General features: G+C 69.8%; 24 protein-coding genes. 8 read left to right on the top strand and 16 right to left on the bottom strand.

Annotated elements, in window-relative coordinates; all coding sequences use genetic code 11:
• Positions 1–5 precede the first annotated feature (5 nt).
• From ddaH to AW272_RS16280, 3 genes are all read right to left on the bottom strand, one after another.
• Entirely contained in the window at positions 6–779 is a 774-nt protein-coding gene (ddaH, locus tag AW272_RS16270; protein WP_066365411.1) for a dimethylargininase, read from the bottom strand.
• Positions 780–978: 199 nt separating this feature from the next.
• Positions 979–1410: an Lrp/AsnC family transcriptional regulator gene (locus tag AW272_RS16275; protein WP_066365920.1), complete on the bottom strand. Its 432-nt coding sequence runs from the start codon at positions 1408–1410 to the stop codon at positions 979–981.
• A gap of 31 nt (positions 1411–1441) precedes the next feature.
• Positions 1442–2083 carry a TetR/AcrR family transcriptional regulator gene (locus AW272_RS16280; protein WP_066365413.1) on the bottom strand — a complete coding sequence of 214 codons (642 nt, stop codon included), beginning with the start codon at positions 2081–2083 and terminating at the stop codon, positions 1442–1444.
• A 55-nt stretch (positions 2084–2138) separates the two neighbouring features.
• On the opposite strand from AW272_RS16280, the gene AW272_RS16285 reads away from it, so the two are divergent.
• Both AW272_RS16285 and AW272_RS16290 read left to right on the top strand, forming a co-directional pair.
• The gene (locus AW272_RS16285; protein ID WP_066365415.1) at positions 2139–2867 is read left to right on the top strand and encodes an ABC transporter ATP-binding protein; all 729 of its coding nucleotides are present in this window, start codon (positions 2139–2141) and stop codon (positions 2865–2867) included.
• 139 nt (positions 2868–3006) lie between these two features.
• Entirely contained in the window at positions 3007–3726 is a 720-nt protein-coding gene (locus AW272_RS16290) for an ABC transporter permease (protein WP_066365417.1), read from the top strand.
• On the opposite strand, the gene AW272_RS16295 is transcribed toward AW272_RS16290, so the two are convergent.
• The 4 genes from AW272_RS16295 to AW272_RS16310 form a co-directional block, all read right to left on the bottom strand.
• Positions 3723–3905, bottom strand: a complete 183-nt coding sequence (locus tag AW272_RS16295) for a DUF397 domain-containing protein (RefSeq protein WP_369408736.1) — start codon at positions 3903–3905, stop codon at positions 3723–3725. The genes AW272_RS16290 and AW272_RS16295 overlap by 4 nt on opposite strands.
• A gap of 104 nt (positions 3906–4009) precedes the next feature.
• Complete coding sequence (locus tag AW272_RS16300) at positions 4010–4903, bottom strand: Sco1979 family transcriptional regulator (RefSeq protein ID WP_066365927.1); 894 nt, start codon at positions 4901–4903, stop codon at positions 4010–4012.
• 135 nt (positions 4904–5038) lie between these two features.
• The gene (locus AW272_RS16305; protein WP_066365425.1) at positions 5039–7144 is read right to left on the bottom strand and encodes an MMPL family transporter; all 2106 of its coding nucleotides are present in this window, start codon (positions 7142–7144) and stop codon (positions 5039–5041) included.
• Positions 7145–7240: 96 nt separating this feature from the next.
• A complete protein-coding gene (locus AW272_RS16310; protein WP_174551822.1) occupies positions 7241–10600 on the bottom strand; it encodes an ATP-binding protein in 3360 nt (1119 codons plus the stop codon).
• Positions 10601–10695: 95 nt separating this feature from the next.
• Between AW272_RS16310 and AW272_RS16315 the strand changes: the two genes are divergently transcribed.
• Both AW272_RS16315 and AW272_RS16320 read left to right on the top strand, forming a co-directional pair.
• Complete coding sequence (locus AW272_RS16315; RefSeq protein WP_066365433.1) at positions 10696–11208, top strand: hemerythrin domain-containing protein; 513 nt, start codon at positions 10696–10698, stop codon at positions 11206–11208.
• A gap of 34 nt (positions 11209–11242) precedes the next feature.
• Positions 11243–11899 carry a hemerythrin domain-containing protein gene (locus AW272_RS16320; protein WP_066365434.1) on the top strand — a complete coding sequence of 219 codons (657 nt, stop codon included), beginning with the start codon at positions 11243–11245 and terminating at the stop codon, positions 11897–11899.
• Positions 11900–11909: 10 nt separating this feature from the next.
• Here the strand turns inward: AW272_RS16320 and AW272_RS45575 are convergent, their stop codons facing one another.
• A complete protein-coding gene (locus AW272_RS45575; protein WP_066365436.1) occupies positions 11910–12626 on the bottom strand; it encodes a DUF5941 domain-containing protein in 717 nt (238 codons plus the stop codon).
• On the bottom strand, positions 12623–14152 hold the full coding sequence (locus AW272_RS45580) for a CDP-alcohol phosphatidyltransferase family protein (RefSeq protein ID WP_066365439.1): 1530 nt from the start codon (positions 14150–14152) through the stop codon (positions 12623–12625). Before AW272_RS45580 ends, AW272_RS45575 begins: the two co-directional genes overlap by 4 nt.
• Positions 14153–14322: 170 nt before the next feature.
• On the opposite strand from AW272_RS45580, the gene recO reads away from it, so the two are divergent.
• Positions 14323–15063: a DNA repair protein RecO gene (gene recO, locus AW272_RS16335; protein WP_066365929.1), complete on the top strand. Its 741-nt coding sequence runs from the start codon at positions 14323–14325 to the stop codon at positions 15061–15063.
• A 50-nt stretch (positions 15064–15113) separates the two neighbouring features.
• The gene (locus tag AW272_RS16340) at positions 15114–15884 is read left to right on the top strand and encodes an isoprenyl transferase (RefSeq protein ID WP_066365441.1); all 771 of its coding nucleotides are present in this window, start codon (positions 15114–15116) and stop codon (positions 15882–15884) included.
• Here the strand turns inward: AW272_RS16340 and AW272_RS16345 are convergent.
• The 6 genes from AW272_RS16345 to AW272_RS16370 are packed head-to-tail and all read right to left on the bottom strand — an operon-like array spanning position 15881 to position 19811.
• A complete protein-coding gene (locus tag AW272_RS16345; protein ID WP_066365443.1) occupies positions 15881–16405 on the bottom strand; it encodes a CGNR zinc finger domain-containing protein in 525 nt (174 codons plus the stop codon). The genes AW272_RS16340 and AW272_RS16345 overlap by 4 nt on opposite strands.
• Before the next feature lie 30 nt (positions 16406–16435).
• Positions 16436–16813, bottom strand: a complete 378-nt coding sequence (locus AW272_RS16350; RefSeq protein WP_066365445.1) for a Fur family transcriptional regulator — start codon at positions 16811–16813, stop codon at positions 16436–16438.
• Positions 16810–17640, bottom strand: a complete 831-nt coding sequence (locus tag AW272_RS16355) for a metal ABC transporter permease (RefSeq protein ID WP_066365447.1) — start codon at positions 17638–17640, stop codon at positions 16810–16812. The genes AW272_RS16350 and AW272_RS16355 overlap by 4 nt, the downstream gene beginning before the upstream one ends.
• Positions 17637–18419 (bottom strand): metal ABC transporter ATP-binding protein, encoded by a 783-nt coding sequence (locus tag AW272_RS16360; protein ID WP_066365450.1) that lies wholly within the window; start codon positions 18417–18419, stop codon positions 17637–17639. Before AW272_RS16360 ends, AW272_RS16355 begins: the two co-directional genes overlap by 4 nt.
• Positions 18420–18433: 14 nt before the next feature.
• Entirely contained in the window at positions 18434–19339 is a 906-nt protein-coding gene (locus AW272_RS16365; protein WP_066365453.1) for a metal ABC transporter substrate-binding protein, read from the bottom strand.
• A 46-nt stretch (positions 19340–19385) separates the two neighbouring features.
• The gene (locus tag AW272_RS16370) at positions 19386–19811 is read right to left on the bottom strand and encodes a DUF6703 family protein (RefSeq protein ID WP_083958370.1); all 426 of its coding nucleotides are present in this window, start codon (positions 19809–19811) and stop codon (positions 19386–19388) included.
• Between the two features lie 53 nt (positions 19812–19864).
• Between AW272_RS16370 and AW272_RS16375 the strand changes: the two genes are divergently transcribed.
• Together AW272_RS16375 and AW272_RS16380 are read left to right on the top strand one after the other, a co-directional pair.
• Entirely contained in the window at positions 19865–20146 is a 282-nt protein-coding gene (locus AW272_RS16375; RefSeq protein ID WP_066365456.1) for an antibiotic biosynthesis monooxygenase family protein, read from the top strand.
• An 84-nt stretch (positions 20147–20230) separates the two neighbouring features.
• Positions 20231–21595, top strand: coding sequence for a glycine--tRNA ligase (locus AW272_RS16380; protein WP_066365936.1), 1365 nt, complete (start codon positions 20231–20233; stop codon positions 21593–21595).
• Here AW272_RS16380 and AW272_RS16385 read toward each other — a convergent pair.
• Positions 21592–23013 (bottom strand): alpha/beta hydrolase, encoded by a 1422-nt coding sequence (locus tag AW272_RS16385; protein ID WP_066365459.1) that lies wholly within the window; start codon positions 23011–23013, stop codon positions 21592–21594. The genes AW272_RS16380 and AW272_RS16385 overlap by 4 nt on opposite strands.
• Positions 23014–23036: the final 23 nt, after the last annotated feature.

Consider the following 23036-nt stretch of genomic DNA (forward strand, 5'->3'; position numbering starts at 1 on the left):
CGTGTTCAAAGGCGGATCTCCAGAGTGCAGCACTTGGGGCCGCCGCCGGCCTTGCGCAGTTCCGACAGGTCGACCGGGATGACCGAGTAACCGCCCCGCGCCAGTTCGGCGCTGAGCCCGGTGGCCTCGGCGTTGATGATCACATTCTTGCCGTCGGAGACCGCGTTGAGCCCCAGCACGAGCGCGTCCTCCTCCGAGGCGATGATCGCGTCGGGGAACATCCGCCGCAGCACCCGCAGGCTGCCCTCGGAGAAGGCGCCCGGGTAGTAGGCGACGTTACGCCCGTCGAGCGCGAACAGCGCGGTGTCGAGGTGGTAGAAACGAGGGTCGACCAGCCGCAGCGTGATCACCGGGCGGCCCAGGAACTCCTGCGCCTCCATATGGGCGGCCACGTCGGTCCGGAAGCCGGTGCCGGCCAGGATCACCTCGTCGAGCGTGAGGAAGTCGCCCTCGCCCTCGTTGGTGAAGTTCGCCTCCTTGACCGGCAGGCCCAGCTCGGCGAACCACTTGGCGTAAGCGGGCCCCTCGTCGGCCCGCTCGGCGTGCGCGAACCTGGCGCCGTAGACCTGCGCGTCGACCACGAGGGCGCCGTTGGCGGCGAACACCATGTCGGGCAGCCCGTCGATCGGATCGATCACGCTCACCCGGTGGCCCTGCGACTCATAAGCGGCCTTCAGGCTGTCCCACTGCTCAAGGGCCTTCTCGGCGCTGGCGCCGGCGACCGGGTCCATCCACGGGTTGATGGAGTAGGTGACGGCGAAGAATTCCGGGCGGCACATAAGGAAATGACGCGGCGTGGCCACCCGCTCGCGGGCGGTGGTCGTCGTCTCGTAAGTGGATGCGTTCACGCACGTCTCCGACGGTGAGCTGGGGTAGTGCTCTCAGACTAGGAAGCGGCGGCCCCTGCTCCAATGCGGCGACATTGCGTCCATAACGAGGTCTCTTGCGTTGTTGGGCCCGTTGGCGGTGATTTGTTGCTCAGGTGATCAAACGGGTGAGGACGATCGCGCTTTTGGTCCTGGTCACGAAGGGCTCGGCCGCGATGCGCTCGATGACCTGCTCGACGTGCCGGACGTCGGTGGCGCGGATGTGCAGCAGCGCGTCGGCCTCGCCGGTCACGGTGCAGGCGCTGACCACTTCGGGGTGCCGGGAGACGGCCAGGCCGATCTCGGCGGGGGAGGTCTTGCCCCGGCAGAACAGTTCGACGTAGGCCTCGGTGGTCCAGCCGAGGGCGGAGGGTTCGACGCGGGCGGAGAATCCGGTGATGGCCCCCTGCTGGACCAGTCGGTCGACCCGCCTTTTCACCGCAGGGGCCGACAGGCCGACCTGTCCGCCGATCTCCGCATATGTCGACCGGGCGTCGTCTACGAGGGCCCCGATGATCGCCCGGTCTAGCTCGTCCAACTTCACGAGCATCTGTATACCGCCTGGCGGTGCCCGCTCACCGGGCGGGACGCGCCCGCGCGAAGTCGGGTGCGGCGCGGTCGAGCAGGTCGAAGGCTCTGACCACTTCCCTTCTGAGGTCGGGCAGGATCGTTTCGGGGGTCTCGCCGGCCGTGCGGCGGGCGTAGTAGGACGAGGCCGTGATGCGGACCACGGCGCAGGTGACGGCGGCGATGATCCGGGGCGTGATGTCGCCGGGTTCGGTGCCGGCCTCGTCGGCCAGGACCTCGGCGAGGATCTGCTCTCTTCGCTCGTGGAGTTCCCGGGTGCGGGAGAGCAGTGACGGCGAGTCGTTGATCATCTTCGCGACGAGCTCGCTGCCCTCGGAGGTGCCGTAACGCCAGTCGCCGGTGTCGACGGCGTCGAGGAGGTCACGGCGGATCGCGTCGACGGCCGACTCGCCCGGGTTCCGGTTCCGGACCACGACGGCGAGGAGCTGCTCTGCCTCGTCCATGCGGTCGAGGCAGAGGTCCTCCTTGGTCTTGAAGTAGTTGAAGACCGTGTTGACCGACACGTCGGCGACCCTGGCGACCTCGGCGACGGTGACGTTGTCGAAGCCGTGGTGCAGGAACAGGCCGGTCGCGATGTCCGAAATCCTGAGCCGGGTCTCCCGCTTCTTGCGCTCACGGAGGGTCTCCATGCCGGGAATCCTACCAAACTTGTAGTGACACCAAATTTGGGGTTACTCTAAAAATATGATCGAAGCGAGAGCGCTGAGAAGGACCTTCAAGGGTGTGGAGGCGGTGCGGGGCATCGACCTCGACGTCCACGAAAGAGAGATCGTCGGGTTCCTGGGGCCGAACGGGGCCGGGAAGACGACCACGTTGCGGATGCTGACCACCCTCCTCAAGCCGACGTCAGGCACCGCCACCGTGGCGGGGCACGACCTCGTCTCCGACCCCTCGGGGGTCCGCAAATCCATCGGGTACGTCGCCCAGGGCGGGATGTTCACGCCCCTGTCGCTCATCGGCGCGGAGTTGCGGTTGCAGGCCCGCCTCTACGGACACTCCGCCCGGGAGGCCCGGCGGCGGGTGGGGGAGGTGCTGGAGCGGGTCGACCTGGCCGGGTTCGAGAACCGTTCGCCCGCCTCGCTGTCGGGCGGGCAGGCGCGGCGGGCCGACCTGGCGCTGGGGCTGGTGCACACGCCGCGGGTGCTGTTCCTCGACGAACCCACCAACGGGCTCGACCCCCGGGCGCGGGCCGAATTGTGGTCCTACATCCGCGGGCTGAAGACCACGATCTTCCTCAGCACCCACTATCTCGACGAGGCCGACGCGCTGTGCGACCGGGTGCTGATCATCGACGGCGGCCGGATCGTGGCGTCGGGGTCACCGGCCGAACTCAAGCGCGACCATGCGGTGGGAACCCTCGACGAGGTGTTCCTGACGGTGACGGGGCGGCCGATGGAACAGGTCGCGGCTTGACCGGGAAATGGTCAGCGGATTTGTGCGGAAGTAGGTTTTCGGATTTCTCCGGACGCCTTCGTCGGAGGGGTGCCGGCGGTCAAACGATCAACGGCGGGAAACGCCCCCCAATTTCGGCTGACTCGAAGGAGGTCATCGGATGACTGCGTTTGTTGTGGCGGCGCATTATCTCCGCGAAACGTACCGACACAAGTTTGTTATCTTTTTCGGTGTCGTTCAGCCCGCGCTCTATCTGGTCTTCTTCGGGCCGGTGTTCACCGGCGCCGGGATCGGCGACTGGGACGTGCTCGTCCCCGGGCTGCTGATGCAACTCGCGCTGCTGACCTGCGGGCTCACCGGATTCAACATCGTGTTCGACCACCGGTTCGGGGTCCTCGAACGGCTCCGGGTCACGCCGGCCAGCCGGTTCGCGCTGCTCGTGGGCCGGGTCATGAAGGACGCCGTGCTGCTGCTGGTGCAGGCGGTCATCCTGCTCGTGCTGGCCGCCGCCTTCGGGCTGCGGGCGTCGCTGCCGGGCATGGTCGCCGGGCTCGTGCTGGTGGTGGCGATGGCGCTGGGGCTGGCGGCCCTGTCGTACGCGGCGGCTCTGACGTTGGGAGACGAGCTGTTCGCGCCGGTCGTCGGCACTGCGGTGGTGCCGCTCCTGCTGCTGTCGGGAGCGCTGCTCCCGATGGGTGGAGCTCCAACTTGGCTGGACGTCGCCTCGCAGGCCACCCCGTTCCGGCACGTCGTGGATGCGTTGAGGGCGCTGTTCGCCGGCTCGGTGGAGGGCCTCGGGTGGGCGGTCGTCGGGGTGGGGCTGTTCCTCGCGGTCGCGCTTCCGCTGGCGACCCGGGTGTTCAACCGGGAGAACGCCTAGCCCATCAGGTGATCGAACCGCCCCGACTTGATTTCGGTCAGCATCGCGGTCAGCGCCTCGGCGCCGAAGACCAGGGCCGGGCCCTCCGGGTCACGCGAGTTGCGCAGCGCCGTGGTGCCGTCGGGCAGGCGGGCGAACTCCACACAGCTGCCGTTCGGGTTGCTGTGACTGCTCTTCACCCAGTCTGCATGCCGCAGCTGACCTGAATTCGGGACGTATCCCATCGCGCCTCCCATGTGTTGAGAGGGCCACCCTATTGGGTCATCTGCACGTGCATCGGAGATTACAGCGAGGCTCTGATCTCCATCAGCAGATCGCGGGTCTGGCGGGCCTGGTGGGCCTCCACGCACAGGCTGTTCATGACCTGCATGTAGCGGTCGACCTCATCCAGTTTCTCCAGGTAGAGGGCACTGGTGAGCTGCTCGAGGTAGACCACGTCGGGCAGTTCGCGCTCGTCGAAGCGCAGGATCGTGAACGGGCCGCCGGCGGCCGCGTGGCCACCCCGGTCGAACGGCACGATCTGCAGCGTGACGTGCGGGTGGTCGGTCATCTCCAGCAGGTGGTCGATCTGGGCCTTCATGACCGCGCGCCCGCCGAGCGGGCGGCGCAGGGCGGCCTCGTCGATGACGGTCCAGAGCTTCACCGCGTCGCCGCCCTGGAGGCGGGCCTGCCGGGTCATCCGGAGCGCGACCCGGCGGTCGATCTCCTCGTCGGGGGCGCCGCCGTTGCCGAGCAGGATGACGGCGCGGGCGTAGTCGGGGGTCTGCAGGAGGCCGTGGACGAACTGGACCTCATAGGCCCTGATCACCGACGCGGCCTCTTCCAGGCCGACGTACATCTCGAACCAGGAGGGGAGCAGGTCGCTGTACTTGTGCCACCAGCCCGGCGAGTTGGCCTGCCGGGCCAGGGCGATCATCGCGTCGCGGTCGGCCGAGTTGGTGACGCCGTAGAGGGTGAGCAGGTCGGCGACGTCGCGCTCCTTGAAGCTGACCCGGCCGAGCTCCAGGCGGCTGATCTTCGCGTGGGAGGCCCGGATGACGTGCCCGGCGTCTTCGGGGGAGATGCCCTTGGCCCGTCGCAGCCGCCGGAGCTGGGCGCCCAGCAGGATGCGGAGCACCGTGGGACCACCACGGGAGTACGACAGTACGCCGGCGGCGGGATCCGGATCAGCGGTCACGACAGTCTCCAGCACGAGTCAGCACGAGTAGGGCATTTCCTTAGCCAGTGCATCATTGTCGCATCAGCGGCTCTTGGCAAACAGTCACCATTCATAGGAAAACACCAAGAGCCGCCATTGCACGTGCATATGAGATTATTTGTGGATTAGTGCAGATTCCTTGTGAACCGACGTGGCGGGTAGCGCGTCGTGGTGTTTCACCTCGGGCAGCAGCCGGTCGAGCCAGCCCGGCAGCCACCAGTTGGCCCGCCCGAGCAGCGCCATCGTGGCCGGGACCAGCACCAGCCGGACCAGCGTCGCGTCGATCAGCACCGCCACCGCCATGCCCACGCCGGTCGTCTTCACGGTGACGTCAGGGTCGAGCGCGAAGCCGACGAACACCGCCACCATGATCGCGGCGGCGCTGGAGATGACCCGGCCGGTCGAGGACAGGCCGCGGATCACGCTGCCCTTGGCGTCGCCGGTGGCCAGGTAGTCCTCCCGGACCCGGGAGAGCAGGAACACCTCGTAGTCCATCGACAGGCCGAACAGCACGGCGAACATCAGGATCGGCACCCAGCTCGACACCGAGGCGCCGTGCGGCAGACCGACCAGGGCGGCCCCGGCATCGGTCTGGAACACCACAGTGATCACGCCGTACGCCGCCGCGACCGACAGCAGGTTCATCACCGCGGCCTTGAGGGCGACGACGGGGGCCCTGAACATCACGGTCAGCAGGAGCAGCGACAGGACCACCACGAACGCGACCACGACCCAGAGGCGTTCGGCCAGCCGGTCGGAGATGTCGCCGAAGACCGCGACCACTCCGGTGACCATGACGCCGTCGGGGAGGGTGGCGCGCAGATGACGTACGAGATCGGTGGTCCTCTCGTCCTGCGGCCCGGTCGTGGGCTCGACGGTGATCACGGCGGCCTCGCCCTGAGTGATCGGCGGCGCCACGGCCTTGATCCCCTCGGCATCGCGCAGTTGTGAGCCGACGGTGTTGGTGAGGGAGGCGTTCATCGCCAGCACGATCGGGCCGTTGGCCCCCGGACCGAACTCCTCGGCGACCAGGTCGTAGGCGACGCGGGTGGTCTTGCTCTCGGGCTGGGTGCCGGCGTCCTGCGGCCAGGTGCGCATGCCCAGCATCGGCGCGGCCAGCGCCAGCAGCACCACGATCGCGACCAGCGCCGACCGCTTCGGGCGGTTGCCCACCCACTCGGCCCAACGGGCGGTGCGCGTGGTCTTGCGTGAGGGAGGCTGGACCAGGCCCAGGCGCTCCCTGCGGGGGAGCACCCGGCGGCCCGCCAGGCCCAGCATCGCCGGGACCAGCGTGATCGAGGCGATCATGACCGCGCCGACGGTGGCGAAGGTGGCGTACGCGAACGAGGCGTAGACCGGCAGCGTGGACAGGTTCAGCCCGAACAGCGAGACCAGCACGGTCAGGCCCGCCATCAGCACCGAGGTCCCAGCGGTCGCGGTCGCGTGGGCCGCCGCCTCCTTCGGCGACAGGCCCGCCCGCAGCGCCTCGACGTGCCGGCTGACCAGGAACAGGGCGTAGTCGATGCCGACCCCGAGGCCGACCATCGTGGCGATCGTCGGGGCGATCGTGGAGATCTCGATCAGCCCGGCCAGCAGGGTGACGATCGCGGTGCCGACGCCCAGGCCCATCATCGCGACCAGGAGCGGCAGCCCGGCCGCGACCAGCGAGCCCAGCCCGACGAGCAGGATGATCAGAGCGGCCACGATGCCGGCGGCCTCGGCGACGCCGCTCGGCACCGAGACGTTCTCCGGCATCTCACCGCCGAACGCGACGGTGTAACCGGCGTCCTTCGCGGGGGCGGCGGCCTCGGTGAGCGCGTCCACGCCCTCGGAGCCCTGGAAGTCGGTGACCGGGACGCGGTAGCCGATCTCGATGAGCGCGGTGTCGCCGTCGGCCGAGATGTGCGGTGGGGCGACCCGGGAGACGTGGGGCATCGCGGTGAGCCGGCCGGTCAGGGTGGCGAGCAGGTCCTGCGGCACCTTCTCCGTGCCGTGGACGACCACCCGCGAGCCGGCCCCGGCCATGTCGGGGAAGTGCTCCTCCAGGAAGTCCTTGCCCGCCTGGGAGGGGACGCCGGGGACGTCGTAGTTGTCGTGGGGGGTGCCGCCCGCCGCCAGCGACAGGCCGGTCACCGCGACGAGCGCGACCAGCCAGGCGGCGAGAGTGCGCCACGGGTGGGCGGCGGCCGCGCCACCGAGGCGGCCGAGCAAGCGTGACATGGGGGATCGTCCTCTCCTGAAGCTCCATTTCTGCCTGTCCAGAGTCGGCCGGACCGCTTGGCCGCCTCTTGGGGCGGGCTTGGAGAGAGGACGTTCCTAACCTGCGGGCAGGGCCGCCAGGGCTTTCTCCGCGTCGGCGGCCCAGATCGGGGCGCCCCAGAACCGGGCCCTGTCGATGGCGTGCCGATAGTGTCCGGCGGCCTCGTCGAGGTCGCCGAGCCGGACCGCCAGGTCGCCGAGGATGTGGGCGACCGGGCGCAGCGTGACCGACATCGAGGCCGCGCCCGGCAGGATGTCGCGCAGCGGGAGCAGCAGCTCGCGGATGTCGCGCACCTGCTCCGGCGTGCCGACCCGGGCCACCGCGAGACCGCGCAGGCCCAGGTAGAGGGAGTAGTAGAAGTCGACCCTGATGACGCCGAGCTGGTGTCGGATGTCGGCGGCCTCCTTCATCCGGCCCTCCCGGCTGAGCGCCAGCGACAGCAGGTCGGCGACGATCGCGCCGTACTGCTCGTAGAGGACGTAGGCGACGTCGGCGTACTCGCCGTGGCGGTCCTGGCTGACCCGCAGGGAGAACAGGGCCAGCGCGTGCGCGCCTTCGGCGTTGGGGGAGCCCTTCCTGGCCAGCAGGCTGAAGGAGGCGGCGTAGGCGGCCTCGGCGGCCTCCAGGTCGCCCGCGACGTGAGCCAGGGTCGCGTAGGCGACGTTGACGACCTCGCGGGCCTCGATCATCTGGTACGCGGTGGCGATGTCCCCGGCCGACTTGAGGTGGCGGTGCACGCCCGGCAGGTCGGCGAGGATCCAGCAGGCACGGGCGGAGATGAACTCGGCGTACCACCGGTAGGCGACCATGTCGTCGCGGTGGCGGCTGACCTCCGACAGCTGCGCGGCCAGGTCGTGGACCCGCTGCGGCTCGAGCTCGAAGGGGGTCTCCTTCAGCTGCACGGTCAGGCTGAGCGCCTGCACCGCGGGGTCGCCGAGCGTGGCGGCCAGCGCGGTGAGTTCCTCGGCGGCCTCGGCGGCGCGCGGGTCGCCCTCGTTCTCCAGTTCCGCCACGACCATCTCCAGCAACCGGCTGCGGGTCACCGGCTCCAGGTCGTCGCGCCGCAGCAGGCCCCGGATCATGCCGACCACCCGCTCGTCGACGTAGGCGTAGGGGCGGATCAGCCACGGGGTGGCCTCGGTCCAGCAGGAGAACGCGGCGATCAGCAGGTCGTCGCGCCCGGCCGCCTGGGCGACGTCGGCGGCGCGCTGGCGGGTCTCCCTGGCCGGGCCGACCGCGCCGCCCAGCACCTGGACCCGGATGAGCGCGCTCAGCAGTTCGACCAGCCGGGCGTCCCGGTCGCCGATCGACTGGGCGGGCAACCGCTCGAACGCCGTCAGGGCCTGCTCGTAGAGTTCGATGGCGGTGTCGTAGGCGTACCGCCGGGTGGCCAGTTCGGCGGCCTTGACCGAGTAGGCGACCGCGCGTTCGGCGGTGGCCGAGGTGCCCGCGCGGGCGTAGTGGTGGGCCAGCGCGGCGTGGTCGTCGGGGTGCAGGGCGGCCAGGGCGTCGGCGACGCGGGCGTGCATACGGGTGAGCCGCACCTGTGACAGGTCGTGGTAGAGGGTGTCGCGGACCAGCGCGTGGGTGAACCGCACCCGGCCCGGCGACGGCTCGGTGAGCAGGCCGGTCAGCACGCCCGCCTCCAGGGCGTCGAGCACGCCGTCCTCGTCGGCGTCGGCGGCGCCCACCAGCACCTCGACCTGGGCCTCCCGGCCGACGGCGGCGGCGAGCCGGAGCACGGTGACGGCCGGGGCGGGCAGCCGGGCCAGCCGGCGGCGCAGTACGTCGCGCACCCCCTCGGGGACGCTCCTGGCCACGCCCGCCAGGCTGCCCTCGGAGGCCAGGAGGCGGGCGCTCTCCCGTACGTAGAAGGGGTTTCCGCCGGTGCGCTCCGCGATCCAGGCGACCGTCCCGGCCTCGACCTCGCGTCCGCAGACCGAGGTGACCAGGCGTTCGACGTCGCCTTCGGACAGGCCGTCGAGGTGGAGCCGGGTGGGGGAGCGGGCGGCGAGGGCGGCCAGCGCGTCTTCCTGGGCGTCGGTCACGTCGGAGGGCCGGAAGGCGGCCACCAGCAGCACCCGCGCGTTCGTCAGCTCCTCGGCCACCGCGACCAGCAGGCCGAGCGTCTCGGTGTCGGCCCGGTGGAGGTCGTCGAGCACGATCGCCAGCGCCCGGCCCTGGGTGACGGCGCGCAGCCAGGCACAGGCGGCGCGGTGCATGCGGAACCGGCCGGTGGCGGCGTTGTCGGCGTCCGGGCGCGCGTCGCCGAGCAGCGGGGCGAGGGCCTCGGCGTGCTCGTTCAGCGGGGTGATCTCGGTCAGCGGCGCGAGCGCCTCGATCCAGGCCCAGGCGGGCGGCGCGCCCTCGGTCTCGGGGCAGCGCCCGGTCGCGATCAGCCAGGTGGCCGGGTCGAGGTCGTCGGCGATGCGGGCCATCAGGGTCGACTTGCCGGCGCCCGGCTCGCCGCTGATCAGCACCACCTCGGCGTCTCCGGCGGCGGCGCGGGCGGCGGCCTCGGTGATCTCGGCCAGTTCCAGGTCGCGGCCCACGAACAACGGCCCGGCGGGATCGGTCCAGTTCTCGGCCTGGGGCATGGCGATCGTGGCCGGCGCGCGGTCGGCCGGTTCGGGCGCGCGGGTGGCGGCGTGCAGCGGGCCGAGCCGCTGCGCCAGCACCGCCTCTTCCAGTTCGACCAGGGCGGGGCCGGGGTCCAGGCCCAGTTCGTCGACGAGGGTGGCGCGGGCCCGGCGCAGCGCGGCGAGCGCGTCGGCCTGGCGTCCGCTGCCCCACAGGGCCAGCGCCAGCAGCCGCCACCCCTCCTCACGCAGGGGTTCGCGCCGCGTCAGCATCTCGGCCGCCGGTACGGCGTCCGCCGGCGGCGCCGACCGGAGGGTCGTGTCGACCAGCAGTTCCTGTGCGACCAGGCGGAGCTCGGTCAGCCGGGCGGCTTCGGCGACGGCCCACTCCTCGTCGGCGAACTCGGCGAACGCCGCGCCCTGCCAGTTGCCCAGGGCGTCGCTCAGCAGCGACCGGGCGGCGGACGGGTCACGCGCGCTCAGATCACGGGCCTCGGAGGCGGCGCGCTCGAACCGCCAGGCGTCGACGGCCTCGGAGTCGAGCCGGACGGCGTATCCGGGGGCGGCGCTGACCAGAACCGACGCGGGCGCGCGGGGCGGGCGGCCGGGTTCGAGGAGGCGGCGCAGGTTGGCCACATACGACTGCAGCGACGCGATGGCCTTGGCGGGGGGCTCCCCGCGCCAGAGGTCCTCGATCATGCGATCGACGGAGACGACGTCTCCACGCGCGGCGACCAGAAGGGCGAGGACGGCGCGTTGTCTCGGTCCGCCGAGGAGCACGGAACGCCCGTCGACATCCGCTTCGAGCGGTCCGAGGACCCGCACGCGAACAGTCACGCAGTAATGCTATACACCCAGAACATCCCAAGAGACCTACAAGCCGTATGGCAGACATTCAATGCCTGACCTCGATAGATAGGGCATAAAAGATCATGTCTGCCGATCGGCCCGACACCCACGACATGCTCGTGGTCCACCGGGTGTTCCGCCGCGAGTCCCAAGTGCTCGCCGAACTCGTGCCCGCCGTCGCCGCCGGCGACGTCATGCGGGCCAGGATCCTGGCCGCCCACTACCGCGACCACGCGATGGGCCTGCACCACCATCACAGCGCCGAAGACGACCTCATCTGGCCGAAACTGCTGGCCAGGGTCGACATGGAGGCCGACATGGTGATCCGGATGGAGCACCAGCACGAACGGGTCTCCTCCGGCCTCGACCGTATCGAGACGGTGCTGCCCGAATGGGAGCGCACCGCCGACCCAGCCCTGGGCGACCGCCTGGCCGGCCTGTTCGCCGACCACCGGGCCGCCCTGGTCGAACACCTCGACGACGAGGAGGAACACATCCTGGGCCTGATCGAGGAGCACCTGTCGGTCGCCGAATGGGCCGCCGCCGGTATACGCGGCGGGTGGGCCTCATACGCGGGGCTTCAAGAGGCTGACTAATCATCTCCAAGTGGGTCGATCCACCCTGGAGCCCATGACGAACGAACGCCCTTACGTCCAAGAGATGGTCATGATCCACCGGCTCTTCCGGCGCGAGTCGAAGCTGATGCCCGAGCTGTTCCGCCGGGTCAGGGCCGGGGACGTCGCCCGCGCCGCCCTCATGGTCGAGCACTACCGGGGCTACGCCGACGGCCTGCACGGCCACCACACCAACGAGGACGACCTGCTCTGGCCGAAGCTGCTCGCCCGGGTCACGCTGGAGGCCGACCTGGTCAAGCGGATGGAGCACCAGCACGACTACATCGCCGACACCATGCGCCGCATCGGGGAACTGCTGCCCGGGTTCGAGCGCACCGCCGACCCCGTCCTGCGCGACCGCCTCGCCGACCTGCTCACCGACCACCACCAGGCGCTCGTGGAGCACCTCGGCGAGGAGGAGACGCACATCCTGCCGCTGGTCTCCGAGCACATCACGGTGGCCGAGTGGAAGGAACTCGGCGAGCGCGGCATGAAGGAGTCGTCAGGCGGCTCGATGAAGCAGCAGCTCATCGTGCTCGGCGCGATCCTGGAGGACGCCACCCCCGAGGAACGCGCCCACTTCATGGGCAACCTGCCCGTCCCCGCCAAGATCGCCTGGAACCTGGCGGGGAGGCGTCTCTACGTGAAGCGTTCGGCCCTGATCAGGGCCTAGTCATCAGGGCCTAGTTCGGCTCGGCGTCGCCGGTGGCCGCCTCGACCGCGTCCTCGGGGCTCGCCTCGAGGTCCTGCTCGGCGTTGGCCACCGCGAGCGCCGACTGCTTGTCGAGCCGCACCCAGCTGGTGACGCTCTCGACCGAGAACAGCACCACCAGATAAAGGGTGAGCGCGCCCGCCACCCAGGTCAGCGTGCCGGTGGCCGCGCCCACACCGAGAACCAGCAGCCGCACCTCCCAGCCGAGACCCGCCTGGAAGATCCACGCCGGGGGCCAGATGCTCTGCCGGGTCCGGTAGACGGTGTCGTAGGTGTGGTAGCCCACGATGTAGAGCAGCACGAACAGCAGCCACTTGGGAGTGTCGACGGCCAGCCCGACCAGGATGATCGTCAGGAACTCGGTCGCCCGCAGCAGCGGCGGCGTCAGCCAGTCGAACCGCCCCAGGTGGTCGTGCGCCGCGCTCGGCGCCACCAGCAGCGTCAGCACCACCGCCGGCACCAGCAGGATCGGCCCCTCGGTCAGCGACCCGGTCACCGCCAGCGCGATGATCGCCAGCAGCGCCGCCAGCGTCGTCGGCACCGGCGGCAGGCCGCGGCCCATCCGGGGCTTCAGCAGTGCGACCAGCGGGCCGTCGTCGCGGTAGGCCACCAGGCGCGCGGTCTGCACGCGCAGCCGCTCCAAGTGGGGGTCGACGACCTCGGGCTCGGGCTGGGGGTGCGTGATCATGCCATCGACCTCAGGAGACGTCCGGTCAGGGTGTACGTGGCCGCGATGCCGCCCCAGGTGATCAGCACCAGGAACGTGATCCGGGGATCGAAGAACGCGGTCACGATGGCGATCGCGGCGAACCGCTCGCCGATGGGGAAGACGATCATCTTGCGGGCCCAGTAGACCGACTTGAACCGGCCGGCCTTCGTCCACATGCGCAGCAGCGCCTTGACGGGCGTGGTGCTGCCGGTCTTGCGGACCTCGAGGGCGTCGCGCAGCTGCCGGTCGTCGGCCACCGCCAGGTCGAGCGTCGGCAGCGGGTTCGGCGGCTTGCGGCGGTTGGCCGCGCCGAAGGAGAAGTCGAGCAGGTGCTTGACCGACTGCAGCGACAGGGCGATCAGCGCGAGCGTCCAGATCTCGTCACTGTCCTGGCCGGCCACGGTCGCGCCGACGGCCAGCCCGACGAAGACGGCGTACTCCTTGAACCGGTCGAACGTCGCGTCGAGCCAGGCCCCGAGCACCCCGAACTGGCGGGCGTACCGGGCGACCTGCCCGTCGACGCAGTCGAACACGAACGCGAAGTAGATGAGGATCCCACCCACGACGTATCCGGGCCGCCCGCCGGTCGCGAACGCGCCCGCGGCCAGCAGCCCCAGCGCGATCGAGATCAGCGTGACCTGGTTGGGGGTCAGCCCCCGTCGCGCCGCCCAGCGCGCGATGAAGCGGGAGTACGTGCTGACGAAATACGTCGTGAAGAAGCCGTCGGCCCCCTTCACGGCGTTGTCGAGCCGCGCCCGGTCCTCGTCGAAGGTCAGGAACTCCTGAACCGCCTCGAGCTGGTTGTCCGGCGTGATCCGCCGGTAGAACAGGTCACGGCGGCCCCGGATGCCGAGCGACACCCCGCGCCGCACCAGGCCGAGGGCCAGCAACTCGGTCAGACCGTCTTCAGGACCGCTCAGGGACGAGAGCTCGGCCAGATCGGTCGCCGCCTCGGCGAGGGTCGGGACGTGCCGGGCCTTGATGTAGAGCGGTCCGAGCAGCGCCGCGTTCGGCCGGGTCACCTGGTGGAAGGCGGTGCCGACGGAGATCACCCGGGTCTTGCTGATGCGGGTGCGTTGGGGACGCCCTTCCAGGACGTTCATCCCGATCTCGGGAACCGCCTCCTCGATGGGCGCCGGCTCGGGCGCATCGGGATCGCGCTCCTCGCGGACGACCAGCGCGACGGCGCCCTTCTTGGACTTCACCAGCTGATAGATCAGCTCGTCGTGGAGGAGCGAGTCGGCCGGCAGGACCAGCAGATCCTCGTCCAACCCGGCGGCCAGCTCGCCGATGGCCCGCAGATCCCCGGCCCGGTCGGCGCTCTCGACCGTTCGAGCCCCCGGGTAAAGGGAGGCTTGACCTGGCCGGACGATCACCACAGGCTCGGGGTCGTACGAAGCGGCCTGATCGATCAGCCGCTGGAAGGCCATGGGGGAGCCCGGCAGGCCGGTGAGCGGCAGTGGGGGAGCTCCGGATTCGGAGCCCAGCAGCACCACGCGGGTCATGGCACCCTTTCTCTGGTTCATGCGGCGGGGGGAGGAAACCCACGCAGAGGCCAAAGCTTAGTGACCTTTCGGTTAACCCGTCGCACCCCAGGTTTACCGGACGTACAGACATCGCCATCAGGTTACTTACCGAAATTTGGCTAAATGTGACCCGGAGTAGCATGGCCGCCGTGAGCCTCTACCGTGACGAGGGCGTCGTCCTGCGCACCCACAAATTGGGCGAGGCCGACCGAATCATCACAATCCTGACCAGACGCACAGGAAAGGTCAGGGCGGTCGCCCGAGGCGTCCGCAAGACCAAGTCCCGCTTCGGCGCCCGCCTCGAACCCTTCACCCACGTCGACGTCCAGTTCCACACCGGCCGGACCCTCGACATGGTCACCCAGTGCGAGACCATCCGCCCGTACGGCGAGCCCCTGGTCTCCGACTACCCCCGCTACACGGCCGGAACAGCCATGCTGGAGACGGCAGACCGCCTGACCGTGGCGGAGAAGGAACCCGCCCTGCGGCAGTTCCTCCTGCTCGTCGGGGCATTGCGGACCCTGGTCGACGGCTCCCACGAACCCCGCCTCGTCCTGGACGCGTTCTTCCTGCGGTCACTCGCCGTCGCCGGATACGCCCCCGCCCTGTCCGAATGCGCCCGCTGCGGCGCCGAGGCGGTCCGGGCCTTCGCGATCGTGGCCGGGGGCGTGGTGTGCGGGACGTGCCGCCCGTCGGGGGCTGCGGTGCCCGCGGCGGAGACGATCGCGCTGATGATCGCGCTGCTGCGGGGCGACTGGGAGACGGCCGACACATCGGAGCAGCGGAACCGGGTGGAGTGCAGCGGTCTGGTGGCGGCCTATCTGCAGTGGCACCTGGAACACGGCATCCGCTCCTTGAAGCACGTCGAACGCGGCCTGCCGTCATCCTGAAAACGGTCGTGGGTCTGACCGCTGACCGGGACCGAATACGCTCAGGGACCATGGTTCGTCCCCCGTCGCCCCACCCTTCCGGGGCCACCCCGCCCGCCCTGCCCGCGGACCTGGTCCCCAAGCACGTGGCGATCGTCATGGACGGCAACGGCCGCTGGGCCAAGCAGCGCGGCCTGCCGCGCACCAAGGGCCACGAGATGGGTGAGGCGTCGCTGTTCGACGTCATCGAGGGGGCCATCGAACTCGGCGTCCCCTACCTGTCGGCCTACGCCTTCTCGACGGAGAACTGGAAGCGGTCCCCGGACGAGGTCCGTTTCCTGATGGGCTTCAACCGCGACGTCATCCGCCGCCGCCGCGACGACCTCAACGACATGGGAGTGCGGGTCCGCTGGTCGGGCCGGCCCGGCCGGCTGTGGAAGTCGGTGATCCAGGAGCTCAGCGACGCCGAGGCGATGACCACCGGGAACAAGACCCTGACGCTGCAGTTCTGCGTCAACTACGGCGGGCGGGCCGAGATCGTCGACGCGGCGCTGAAGCTGGCCGCCGACATTGAGGCCGGCCGGATCAAGCCCGGCAAGGTCAACGAGAAGACCTTCGGCCGCTATCTCCACCAGCCCGAGATCCCCGACGTCGACCTGTTCGTCCGCTCATCGGGCGAACAGCGCACCAGCAACTTCCTGCTCTGGCAGTCGGCGTACGCCGAAATGGTCTTCCTGAACCGCCTGTGGCCCGACTTCGACCGGCGCGACCTGTGGCAGGCCTGCGAGATCTACGCCAGCCGCGACCGCCGCTACGGCGGCGCGATCCCCAACCAGGTCTAAGCTCTGCGCCGGGCCCGGTAGGCCGCCACGTGCATCCGGTTCCCGCAGGTGCGGGAGTCGCAGTAGACGCGTGACCGGTTCCGCGACTCGTCGACGAAGACGTTGGCGCAGTCGGGGGCCGAGCAGGTGCGCAGGCGGTCGCGTTCGCCCTCGACCAGCACATGGGCCAGGGCCACCCCGCAGTCGGCGGACAGGTGCTCCGCCAGCGACGCCCCCGGTGCGAAGTAGTGGACGTGCAGCGGGAAGCCGTCGTGCCGGGTCAGGCTGGGCGTGATCCGGGTGCGGCCGAGCAGCGTGTTCAGGCGCGACACGGCGGAGTCTTCGTCGGGGGCGGTGAACACCTCGTGGAAGGCCTTGGAGAGGGTCTGCACTTCGGCCAGGTCGGTGGCGTTGACGAATTCGATCCCGCTGACCTGGCGTCTAACCACTAATGACCCGAGTTCCTCGAGGTCGGTGGGCGGGGTGTTCACCAAGTCGACCACTGTGGCCAGTGAGTGCACCATGTCGTGACTGAACGGCATCGCAGCTCCTCTGGATTCTGTCCCGGAACTCTAACCCTTCGCGCAGGGCGCGCAGGTGCCGAACACCTCGACCGTGTGGGTTATCGCGGTGAAGCCGTGTTCCGCCCCGACCCGTTCTGCCCACACCTCGACGTCGGGGCCGTCGACCTCGACCGTGCGGCCGCAGGTCTGGCAGACCAGGTGATGGTGGTGGGTGTCGGTGGCGCAGGCGCGGTAGACGGTCTCGCCCTGGTCGGTGTGCAGGACGTCGACCCTGCCGTCGCTGTTGAGGGCCTGGAGAGCCCGGTAGATCGTGGTCAGGCCGATCTTCGAGCCGTCGGCGCGCATCGCGGTGAAGATGTCCTGGGCGCTGCGGAACGCCTCGCTCTGCCGAAGTATCTCGTGCACCGCGTCGCGGCTTCTGCTCATGCTGTCGACTCCCCTGTACGGCTCCGCCTCACGAATCTACCGACCCCGAGCGCGACCGCGAACCCGGCGAGCGCGAGCAGCACGATCGTGGCCCCGGAGGGCACGTCGAGGTAGAACGACGACGTCAGGCCGCCGACGGTGGCGAGGACGCCGAAGACCATCGACAGCGCCATCGTCGTCCGGAAGCTCCGGGTGAGCTGCTGTGAGGTGGCCACCGGCACAACCATAAGCGCGCTGACGAGCAGCAGCCCCACGGCCCGCATCGCGACGACCACCGTCACCGAGGCGATCACCGCGATGAGCAGGCCCAGGAACCTGACCGGCAGGCCGCTGGCCTTGGCGACCTCCTCGTCCTGGCACAGGACGAAGAGCTCCCGGCCGAAGATCGTCAGCAACGCCAGAACGGCCACCGCGAGGCTCGCGATGACCCACAGATCGGTGGAGGTGACGCTGGTGATGGCGCCGAACAGGTAGGAGTTCAGGGACGCGGTGCTCTCGCCGGGCGTCAGATAGATGATCATCACTCCGCCGGCCAGGCCGCCGTAGAACAGCAGCGCCAGCGCGACGTCGCCGCTCGTCTTGCCCCGCGCCCGGACCATCTCGATCGCCACCGCCCCCAGCGCGGCCACCACCACGGCCGTCGCGACCGGGGCGGTGCCGGTCAGGAAACCGAGCGCCACCCCCGTCAGCGCCACATGGCCGATGCCGTCGCCCAGCAGGGCCAGCCGCCGCTGCACGATGAACGTGCCCACGGCCGGGGCGGTGAGCCCCACCATGACGGCGGCGATCAGGGCGTACCGCATGAAGTCGAGATCGAAGATGGTCATGCCTTCTCCTGCGCCAGCGCCCAACCCGGCAGGCTGCTCTCGGCGGGAGCCGGTTCGTGGGGGTGGACGTGGTCGTGGCCGGGCAGCGCGTGGGTTCCCACGGGGGAGGGCGGGGCTCCGTCGTGGACCTTGCAGCCCTGGTTCAGCACGACCGCCCTGCTGATCAGCGGTTCCATCGCGCCGAGCTCGTGGGCGACCAGAACCACCGTCTTGCCGCGTTCGACCAGGCCCGCCATGGTCTTTGCGAGCATCCGCTGGCTGGCCGCGTCGACCCCGGCCGTCGGCTCGTCCATGACGAACGCGTCGGGTTCGCCGGCCAGGGCGCGGGCGATCAGGACCCGCTGCTGCTGGCCGCCCGACAGCGACGACACGGGATCGCCGGCGCGATCGGACAACCCGACCTCGTCGAGAGCCGCCGAGACGGCCTGCCTGTCGGCCGCACTCGTCCACCGGCCGCGACGCTGGCGGGCGATCCGGCCGGAGGCGACGACCTCGCGGACCGTCGCGGGGACGCCGCCGCCCACCGACAGACGCTGGGGCACGTAGCCGATCCGCCGCCACTCACGGAAGCGGGCGGGCGGGTGGCCGTACAGGAGGATGGAACCGCCGGACAGGGGCTGGACCCCGAGCAGGGAGCGGACGAGGGTCGACTTGCCGGAGCCGTTGGCGCCGAGCACGGCCACGACCTCGCCGTCGTCGACGCGGAGGTCGATGCCGCGCAGGATCTTCCTGCCGTCGATCGTCACCTGACCGCCGGTCATCTCGAAAGCCGTGCTCATGGGTCGCCTTCCGGTTACTGGCAGCCGAGTGCGGTGCGGAGCTCGGTGAGGTTGGCGGTCATCCCGGAGATGTAGTCACCACCCTGGGGAGGGCTCTCCAGCGGATTGAGCACCGCCGTCTTGGCCCCGACCTCGCTCGCGAGGACCTCGGCGACCTTGGGGCTGACGAGTTCCTCGGTGAAAATGGTAGTCACCTTCTTATCCTTCGCGATCCGGGCGGCCTCGGCCAAACGGGCAGGAGACGGTTCGCCGTCGGGGTCGATGCCGCTGATTCCGACCTGTTCGAGCTTGTAGCGGTCGGCCAGATAGCCGAAGGCGGTGTGAGCGGTCACGATGACCCGGCTCGTGCAGTTCTCCAACCCGGCGGCCATCTGGGCGTCGAGGTCGCCGAGCTGACCCGCGACCTGCTTGGCCCGTTCCTTGTACGCCGCCGCGTGGGCCGGATCGGCCTCGGCGAGGCGTCCGCCCAGTGCCGTCGCGAGCGTGGCCATCCGGGAGGGGTCGAGCCAGAGGTGCGGGTCGTAGGCGACCTCTTCCCCCTCATGGCCATGATCTTCTTCTTCGTGTACGGCGGCCAGGGTGGGCACCGTCGAGGCCGCGTCGAACGCGCGATCCGCCGCGTGCTGGGCCACCGCCTCGTCGATGGCGGGCTGCACGCCCTTGACGTACACGACCAAAGAGGCTTTGGCGACCCCGGCCACCTGCTGGGGGGTCAGCTCCAGGTCGTGGGGTTCGACTCCGGGCTTGGTCAGGCCCTCGACCGTGATGTCGGCGCCGCCGACCTTCTCGGCGAGCCACTGAAGGGGGAAGAAGGCCGCGTCCACCACGGGTTCGCCCGACTCGGCCGCTGTCGTTCCACTACAGGCGGCGGTCAGGGCAAGGGCGGAGCCGGCGATGAAACGCGCAACATTTCCGGGCATCACCCCACTGAGTGTGCCAGAAAATGAAAATGATTGTCAAAACGGTTCAGAAGCCTCCGAACCGGGTCACCGCCACCGCGACCAGGAACGCCACGACCGCCAGCCGCAGCAACCGGCCGCCCGTGCCCAGCGACGGCCACGACAGGTAGGCGAGCCCTCCGACGAAGGCGATCACCGGCAGTGTCGCCAGGCCACCACGCCAGTCGGTGACCGCGAACCCGATCAGCAGGAAGACGACCAGCACGATCGGCAGGATCACCTTGGGCAGCTGGTAGAAGAAGACGAGCAGCGGCGCGGCGCGGGTCTCGACGGTCTTGCGCAGCCCGGTCGCACCGGGAGTGAAGAACTGCTCGCCGGGCGGCAGCGGCCGCGGCGGCTTCCGGCGCGCCTGGCCACTCTGCGGCCGGTTCTTCTGGGCCAGCGGATGAGGTGTACGGCGGGACCCGTCGTTGCGGGGGCGGTTGTCGGCCACCTGTCGAGGTTACTCGCAGGTGGAGTACCCCCGGCTGATGGCATGCTGGGCTCATGCTGGCCGTGATCCGCTATTCCGTGCCCGAAGCCAGGGCCGAGGAGTTCGAACTCCACGCCCGCGAGGTGATCGACCTGTTCTCGGCCCAGAGCGGCTTCCTGCGCGGGCAGGTCGGCCGCTCGGTCGACGAGCCCAACCTGTGGGCGCTGGTCAGCGAGTGGGAGGGCGCCGGTTTCTACCGCCGCGCCCTGTCGGCGGCCCGCATGACGATGTATCCGCTGATGACCCTGATGATCAATGAGCCCGGCGCGTTCGAGCAGGTCTATCCCAAGGCCTGAGACCACTAGGCTTGTCCCATCCCATTTCCCATCGCCGACACCCAGCCGGATGGAGCACCACTCATGGCACGTCGCACCGACGTCATGGAAACCATCGTCAGTCTCGCCAAACGCCGCGGGCTGGTCTACCCGTCGAGCGAGATCTACGGCGGTCTGCGGGCGTCCTGGGACTACGGGCCACTGGGTGTCGAGCTCAAGAACAACGTGAAGCGCGAGTGGTGGAAGTCCATGGTGCAGGGCCGCGACGACGTCGTCGGCCTCGACTCCTGTGTGATCCTGGCGCGTGAGGTCTGGCAGGCCAGCGGCCACGTCGAGACCTTCTCCGACCCGCTGACCGAGTGCCAGTCGTGCCACAAGCGCTACCGCGCCGACCACCTCGAAGAGGGCTACGCCGAGAAGCACGGCAACCCGCCCGCGAACGGCCTGGCCGACATCACCTGCCCCAACTGCGGCAACAAGGGCACCTTCACCCAGCCCAAGCAGTTCAGCGGTCTGCTGAAGACCTACCTCGGCCCGGTCGAAGACGAGTCGGGCCTGGCCTACCTGCGCCCCGAGACCGCGCAGGGCATCTTCATCAACTACCTGAACGTGCAGCAGTCGGCCCGTAAGAAGATCCCGTTCGGCATCGGCCAGCAGGGCAAGTCGTTCCGCAACGAGATCACCCCGGGCAACTTCATCTTCCGCACCCGCGAGTTCGAGCAGATGGAGATGGAGTTCTTCGTCAAGCCCGGCACCGACGAGGAGTGGCACCAGTACTGGATCGACGAGCGCCTGCGCTGGTACGTCGACCTGGGCATCTCCAAGGACAACCTGCGTCTTTACGAGCACCCCAAGGAGAAGCTGTCCCACTACTCCAAGCGGACCGTCGACATCGAATACCGCTTCAACTTCACCGGCTCCGAGTGGGGTGAGCTGGAGGGCATCGCCAACCGCACCGACTACGACCTGTCGAGCCACGGCAAGGCCTCCGGCACCGATCTGTCGTTCTTCGAGCAGGACTCGGGCGAGCGTTACGTGCCCTACGTCATCGAGCCGGCCGCGGGCGTCGACCGCGCCACGCTGACGTTCCTGCTCGACGCCTACACGGTCGACTCGGCCCCCAACGCCAAGGGCGTCATGGAAGACCGCACGGTCATGCGCCTCGACCACCGGCTCGCGCCGGTCAAGGTCGCGGTGCTGCCGCTGTCGCGCAACGCCGACCTCACCCCGAAGGCCAAAGACCTGGCCGCGCAGCTGCGCCGCCGCTGGAACGTCGACTTCGACGACGCCGCCGCGATCGGCCGCCGCTACCGTCGCCAGGACGAGATCGGCACCCCGTTCTGCATCACCGTCGACTTCGACACCCTCGACGACCACGCGGTGACGATCCGCGAGCGCGACACGATGGCGCAGCAGCGCATCGCGCTCGACCAGGTCGAGTCCTTCCTGCGTCAGCACCTCAACGACTAAGTGGCAGGGCAGACGGTGCCCTTCTTGGGCACCGTCCCGTTGATCAAATAGGCGTCCACGGTCCCAGTGGTGCACGTCGTCTGGCCGTAGGCCCCGTGGCCCTCGCCCTCGAACGTCAGCAGCACCGCGTTGCCGAGCTCCGAGGTGAGCTTCGGGGCCCAGACGTAGGGCGTGGCCGGGTCGTTGATCGCCCCGACCACCAGGATCGGCAGCGCCGTGCCCCGGGCGTCGACCCGCTTGTTGGAGTCCTCGCCCGGCGTCGGCCAGATGCTGCAGATGCCGGCGCTGGCCGCGTCCGGGCCGAAGATCGGCGAGACCTTCGACAGGTCCTTGGCCAGCGCCTCCGACTGCGCGAAGGTCGGGCGCTCGGTGGTGTCGGCGCAGAGCACCGCGTTCAGCGACGACAGCAGGGTGTTGTAGGTCCCGTCGGGCTGGCGGCCGGCGTAGGCGTCGGCGAGCGACTGGACCCCCGTGCCGTCGCCCTTCATGGCGGCGGACAGCGCCTGGGTCAGCAGCGGCCAGGAGGTCTTGCTGTAGAGCGCCTCGCCGATGGCCGACCTCGCGGTGTCGTCGGTCACCTTGCGGCCGTTCACGACCAGCGGTTTCTTGCCGAGCTGGGCCAGCAGGTCCACCACGGCCGCGTTCCCGGCGAACGGGCAGGTCTGCTTCTGGCAGTCGGCCAGATAGTTCTCGTACGCCTTCTGGAAGCCCAGCACCTGTGTCTTCGACTGGTCGAGCAGACCGACCGTCGGGTCGAGGGCGGCGTCCAGCACCATCCGGCCGGTCTTGCCCGGGAAGAGGGTGGCGTAGGTGGCGCCCAGGTGGGTGCCGTACGAGAAGCCCAGGTAGTTGAGCTTGGGGTCGCCGATGCCCTGCCGGAGCAGCTCCATGTCCTTGGCGGCGTTCACCGTGCCGACGTAGGGGAGGACGCGCGCGGCGTTGCGCTCGCAGCCCTGGACGAACTCGACCGACAGGTTCCGCTCGGTGGCGATGTCCAGTGACGGCTCGGCCTCCAGGAACTCCTCGAACTCCTTGGGCGGCAGGCACTGGATGCCGCTGCTGCGCTCGACGCCGCGTGGGTCGAAGCTGACCAGGTCGTAGTTGCGGTTCAGCGTCCCGAACGCGGTGCCGGAGTCGATCAGGGTGGTCACCCCAGAACCGCCGGGGCCGCCGAAGTTGAGGACCAGCGACCCGATGCGCGGCCCGGTCGCCCGCTTGCGGACCACCGCCAGGTCGAGGGTGCCCTTCGCCGCGTCGGCGTAGTCGAGCGGCACCGTCAGCGTCGCGCACTCGTAGGACGCCATCGGCGTCTCGGCGCAGGCCGCCCACTTCAGGCCGGGCACGTCGGCGGGGCCGCCGCCACCGCCGACCCCGGTCATCGCCACCAGGGCGATCGCGACCAACTTCGCTCGGCTCATCCGTCACCCTCCGAAATGGGATC

Source organism: Herbidospora mongoliensis (assembly GCF_001570545.1).
In the GTDB taxonomy this organism is placed as follows: domain Bacteria; phylum Actinomycetota; class Actinomycetes; order Streptosporangiales; family Streptosporangiaceae; genus Herbidospora; species Herbidospora mongoliensis.

Coding starts and splice junctions, on each gene's coding strand:
- AW272_RS16340 (WP_066365441.1), top strand. CDS start 15,114: ATGGTTCGTCCCCCGTCGCCCCACCCTTCCGGGGCCACCCCGCCCGCC.
- AW272_RS16355 (WP_066365447.1), bottom strand. CDS start 17,640: ATGACCATCTTCGATCTCGACTTCATGCGGTACGCCCTGATCGCCGCC.
- AW272_RS16360 (WP_066365450.1), bottom strand. CDS start 18,419: ATGAGCACGGCTTTCGAGATGACCGGCGGTCAGGTGACGATCGACGGC.
- AW272_RS16280 (WP_066365413.1), bottom strand. CDS start 2,083: ATGGAGACCCTCCGTGAGCGCAAGAAGCGGGAGACCCGGCTCAGGATT.
- AW272_RS16380 (WP_066365936.1), top strand. CDS start 20,231: ATGGAAACCATCGTCAGTCTCGCCAAACGCCGCGGGCTGGTCTACCCG.
- AW272_RS16285 (WP_066365415.1), top strand. CDS start 2,139: ATGATCGAAGCGAGAGCGCTGAGAAGGACCTTCAAGGGTGTGGAGGCG.
- ddaH (WP_066365411.1), bottom strand. CDS start 779: ATGTGCCGCCCGGAATTCTTCGCCGTCACCTACTCCATCAACCCGTGG.
- AW272_RS45575 (WP_066365436.1), bottom strand. CDS start 12,626: ATGATCACGCACCCCCAGCCCGAGCCCGAGGTCGTCGACCCCCACTTG.
- AW272_RS16305 (WP_066365425.1), bottom strand. CDS start 7,144: ATGTCACGCTTGCTCGGCCGCCTCGGTGGCGCGGCCGCCGCCCACCCG.
- AW272_RS16345 (WP_066365443.1), bottom strand. CDS start 16,405: ATGCCGTTCAGTCACGACATGGTGCACTCACTGGCCACAGTGGTCGAC.
- AW272_RS16320 (WP_066365434.1), top strand. CDS start 11,243: ATGACGAACGAACGCCCTTACGTCCAAGAGATGGTCATGATCCACCGG.
- AW272_RS16315 (WP_066365433.1), top strand. CDS start 10,696: ATGTCTGCCGATCGGCCCGACACCCACGACATGCTCGTGGTCCACCGG.
- AW272_RS45580 (WP_066365439.1), bottom strand. CDS start 14,152: ATGACCCGCGTGGTGCTGCTGGGCTCCGAATCCGGAGCTCCCCCACTG.
- AW272_RS16385 (WP_066365459.1), bottom strand. CDS start 23,013: ATGAGCCGAGCGAAGTTGGTCGCGATCGCCCTGGTGGCGATGACCGGG.
- AW272_RS16375 (WP_066365456.1), top strand. CDS start 19,865: ATGCTGGCCGTGATCCGCTATTCCGTGCCCGAAGCCAGGGCCGAGGAG.
- AW272_RS16365 (WP_066365453.1), bottom strand. CDS start 19,339: ATGCCCGGAAATGTTGCGCGTTTCATCGCCGGCTCCGCCCTTGCCCTG.
- AW272_RS16350 (WP_066365445.1), bottom strand. CDS start 16,813: ATGAGCAGAAGCCGCGACGCGGTGCACGAGATACTTCGGCAGAGCGAG.
- AW272_RS16290 (WP_066365417.1), top strand. CDS start 3,007: ATGACTGCGTTTGTTGTGGCGGCGCATTATCTCCGCGAAACGTACCGA.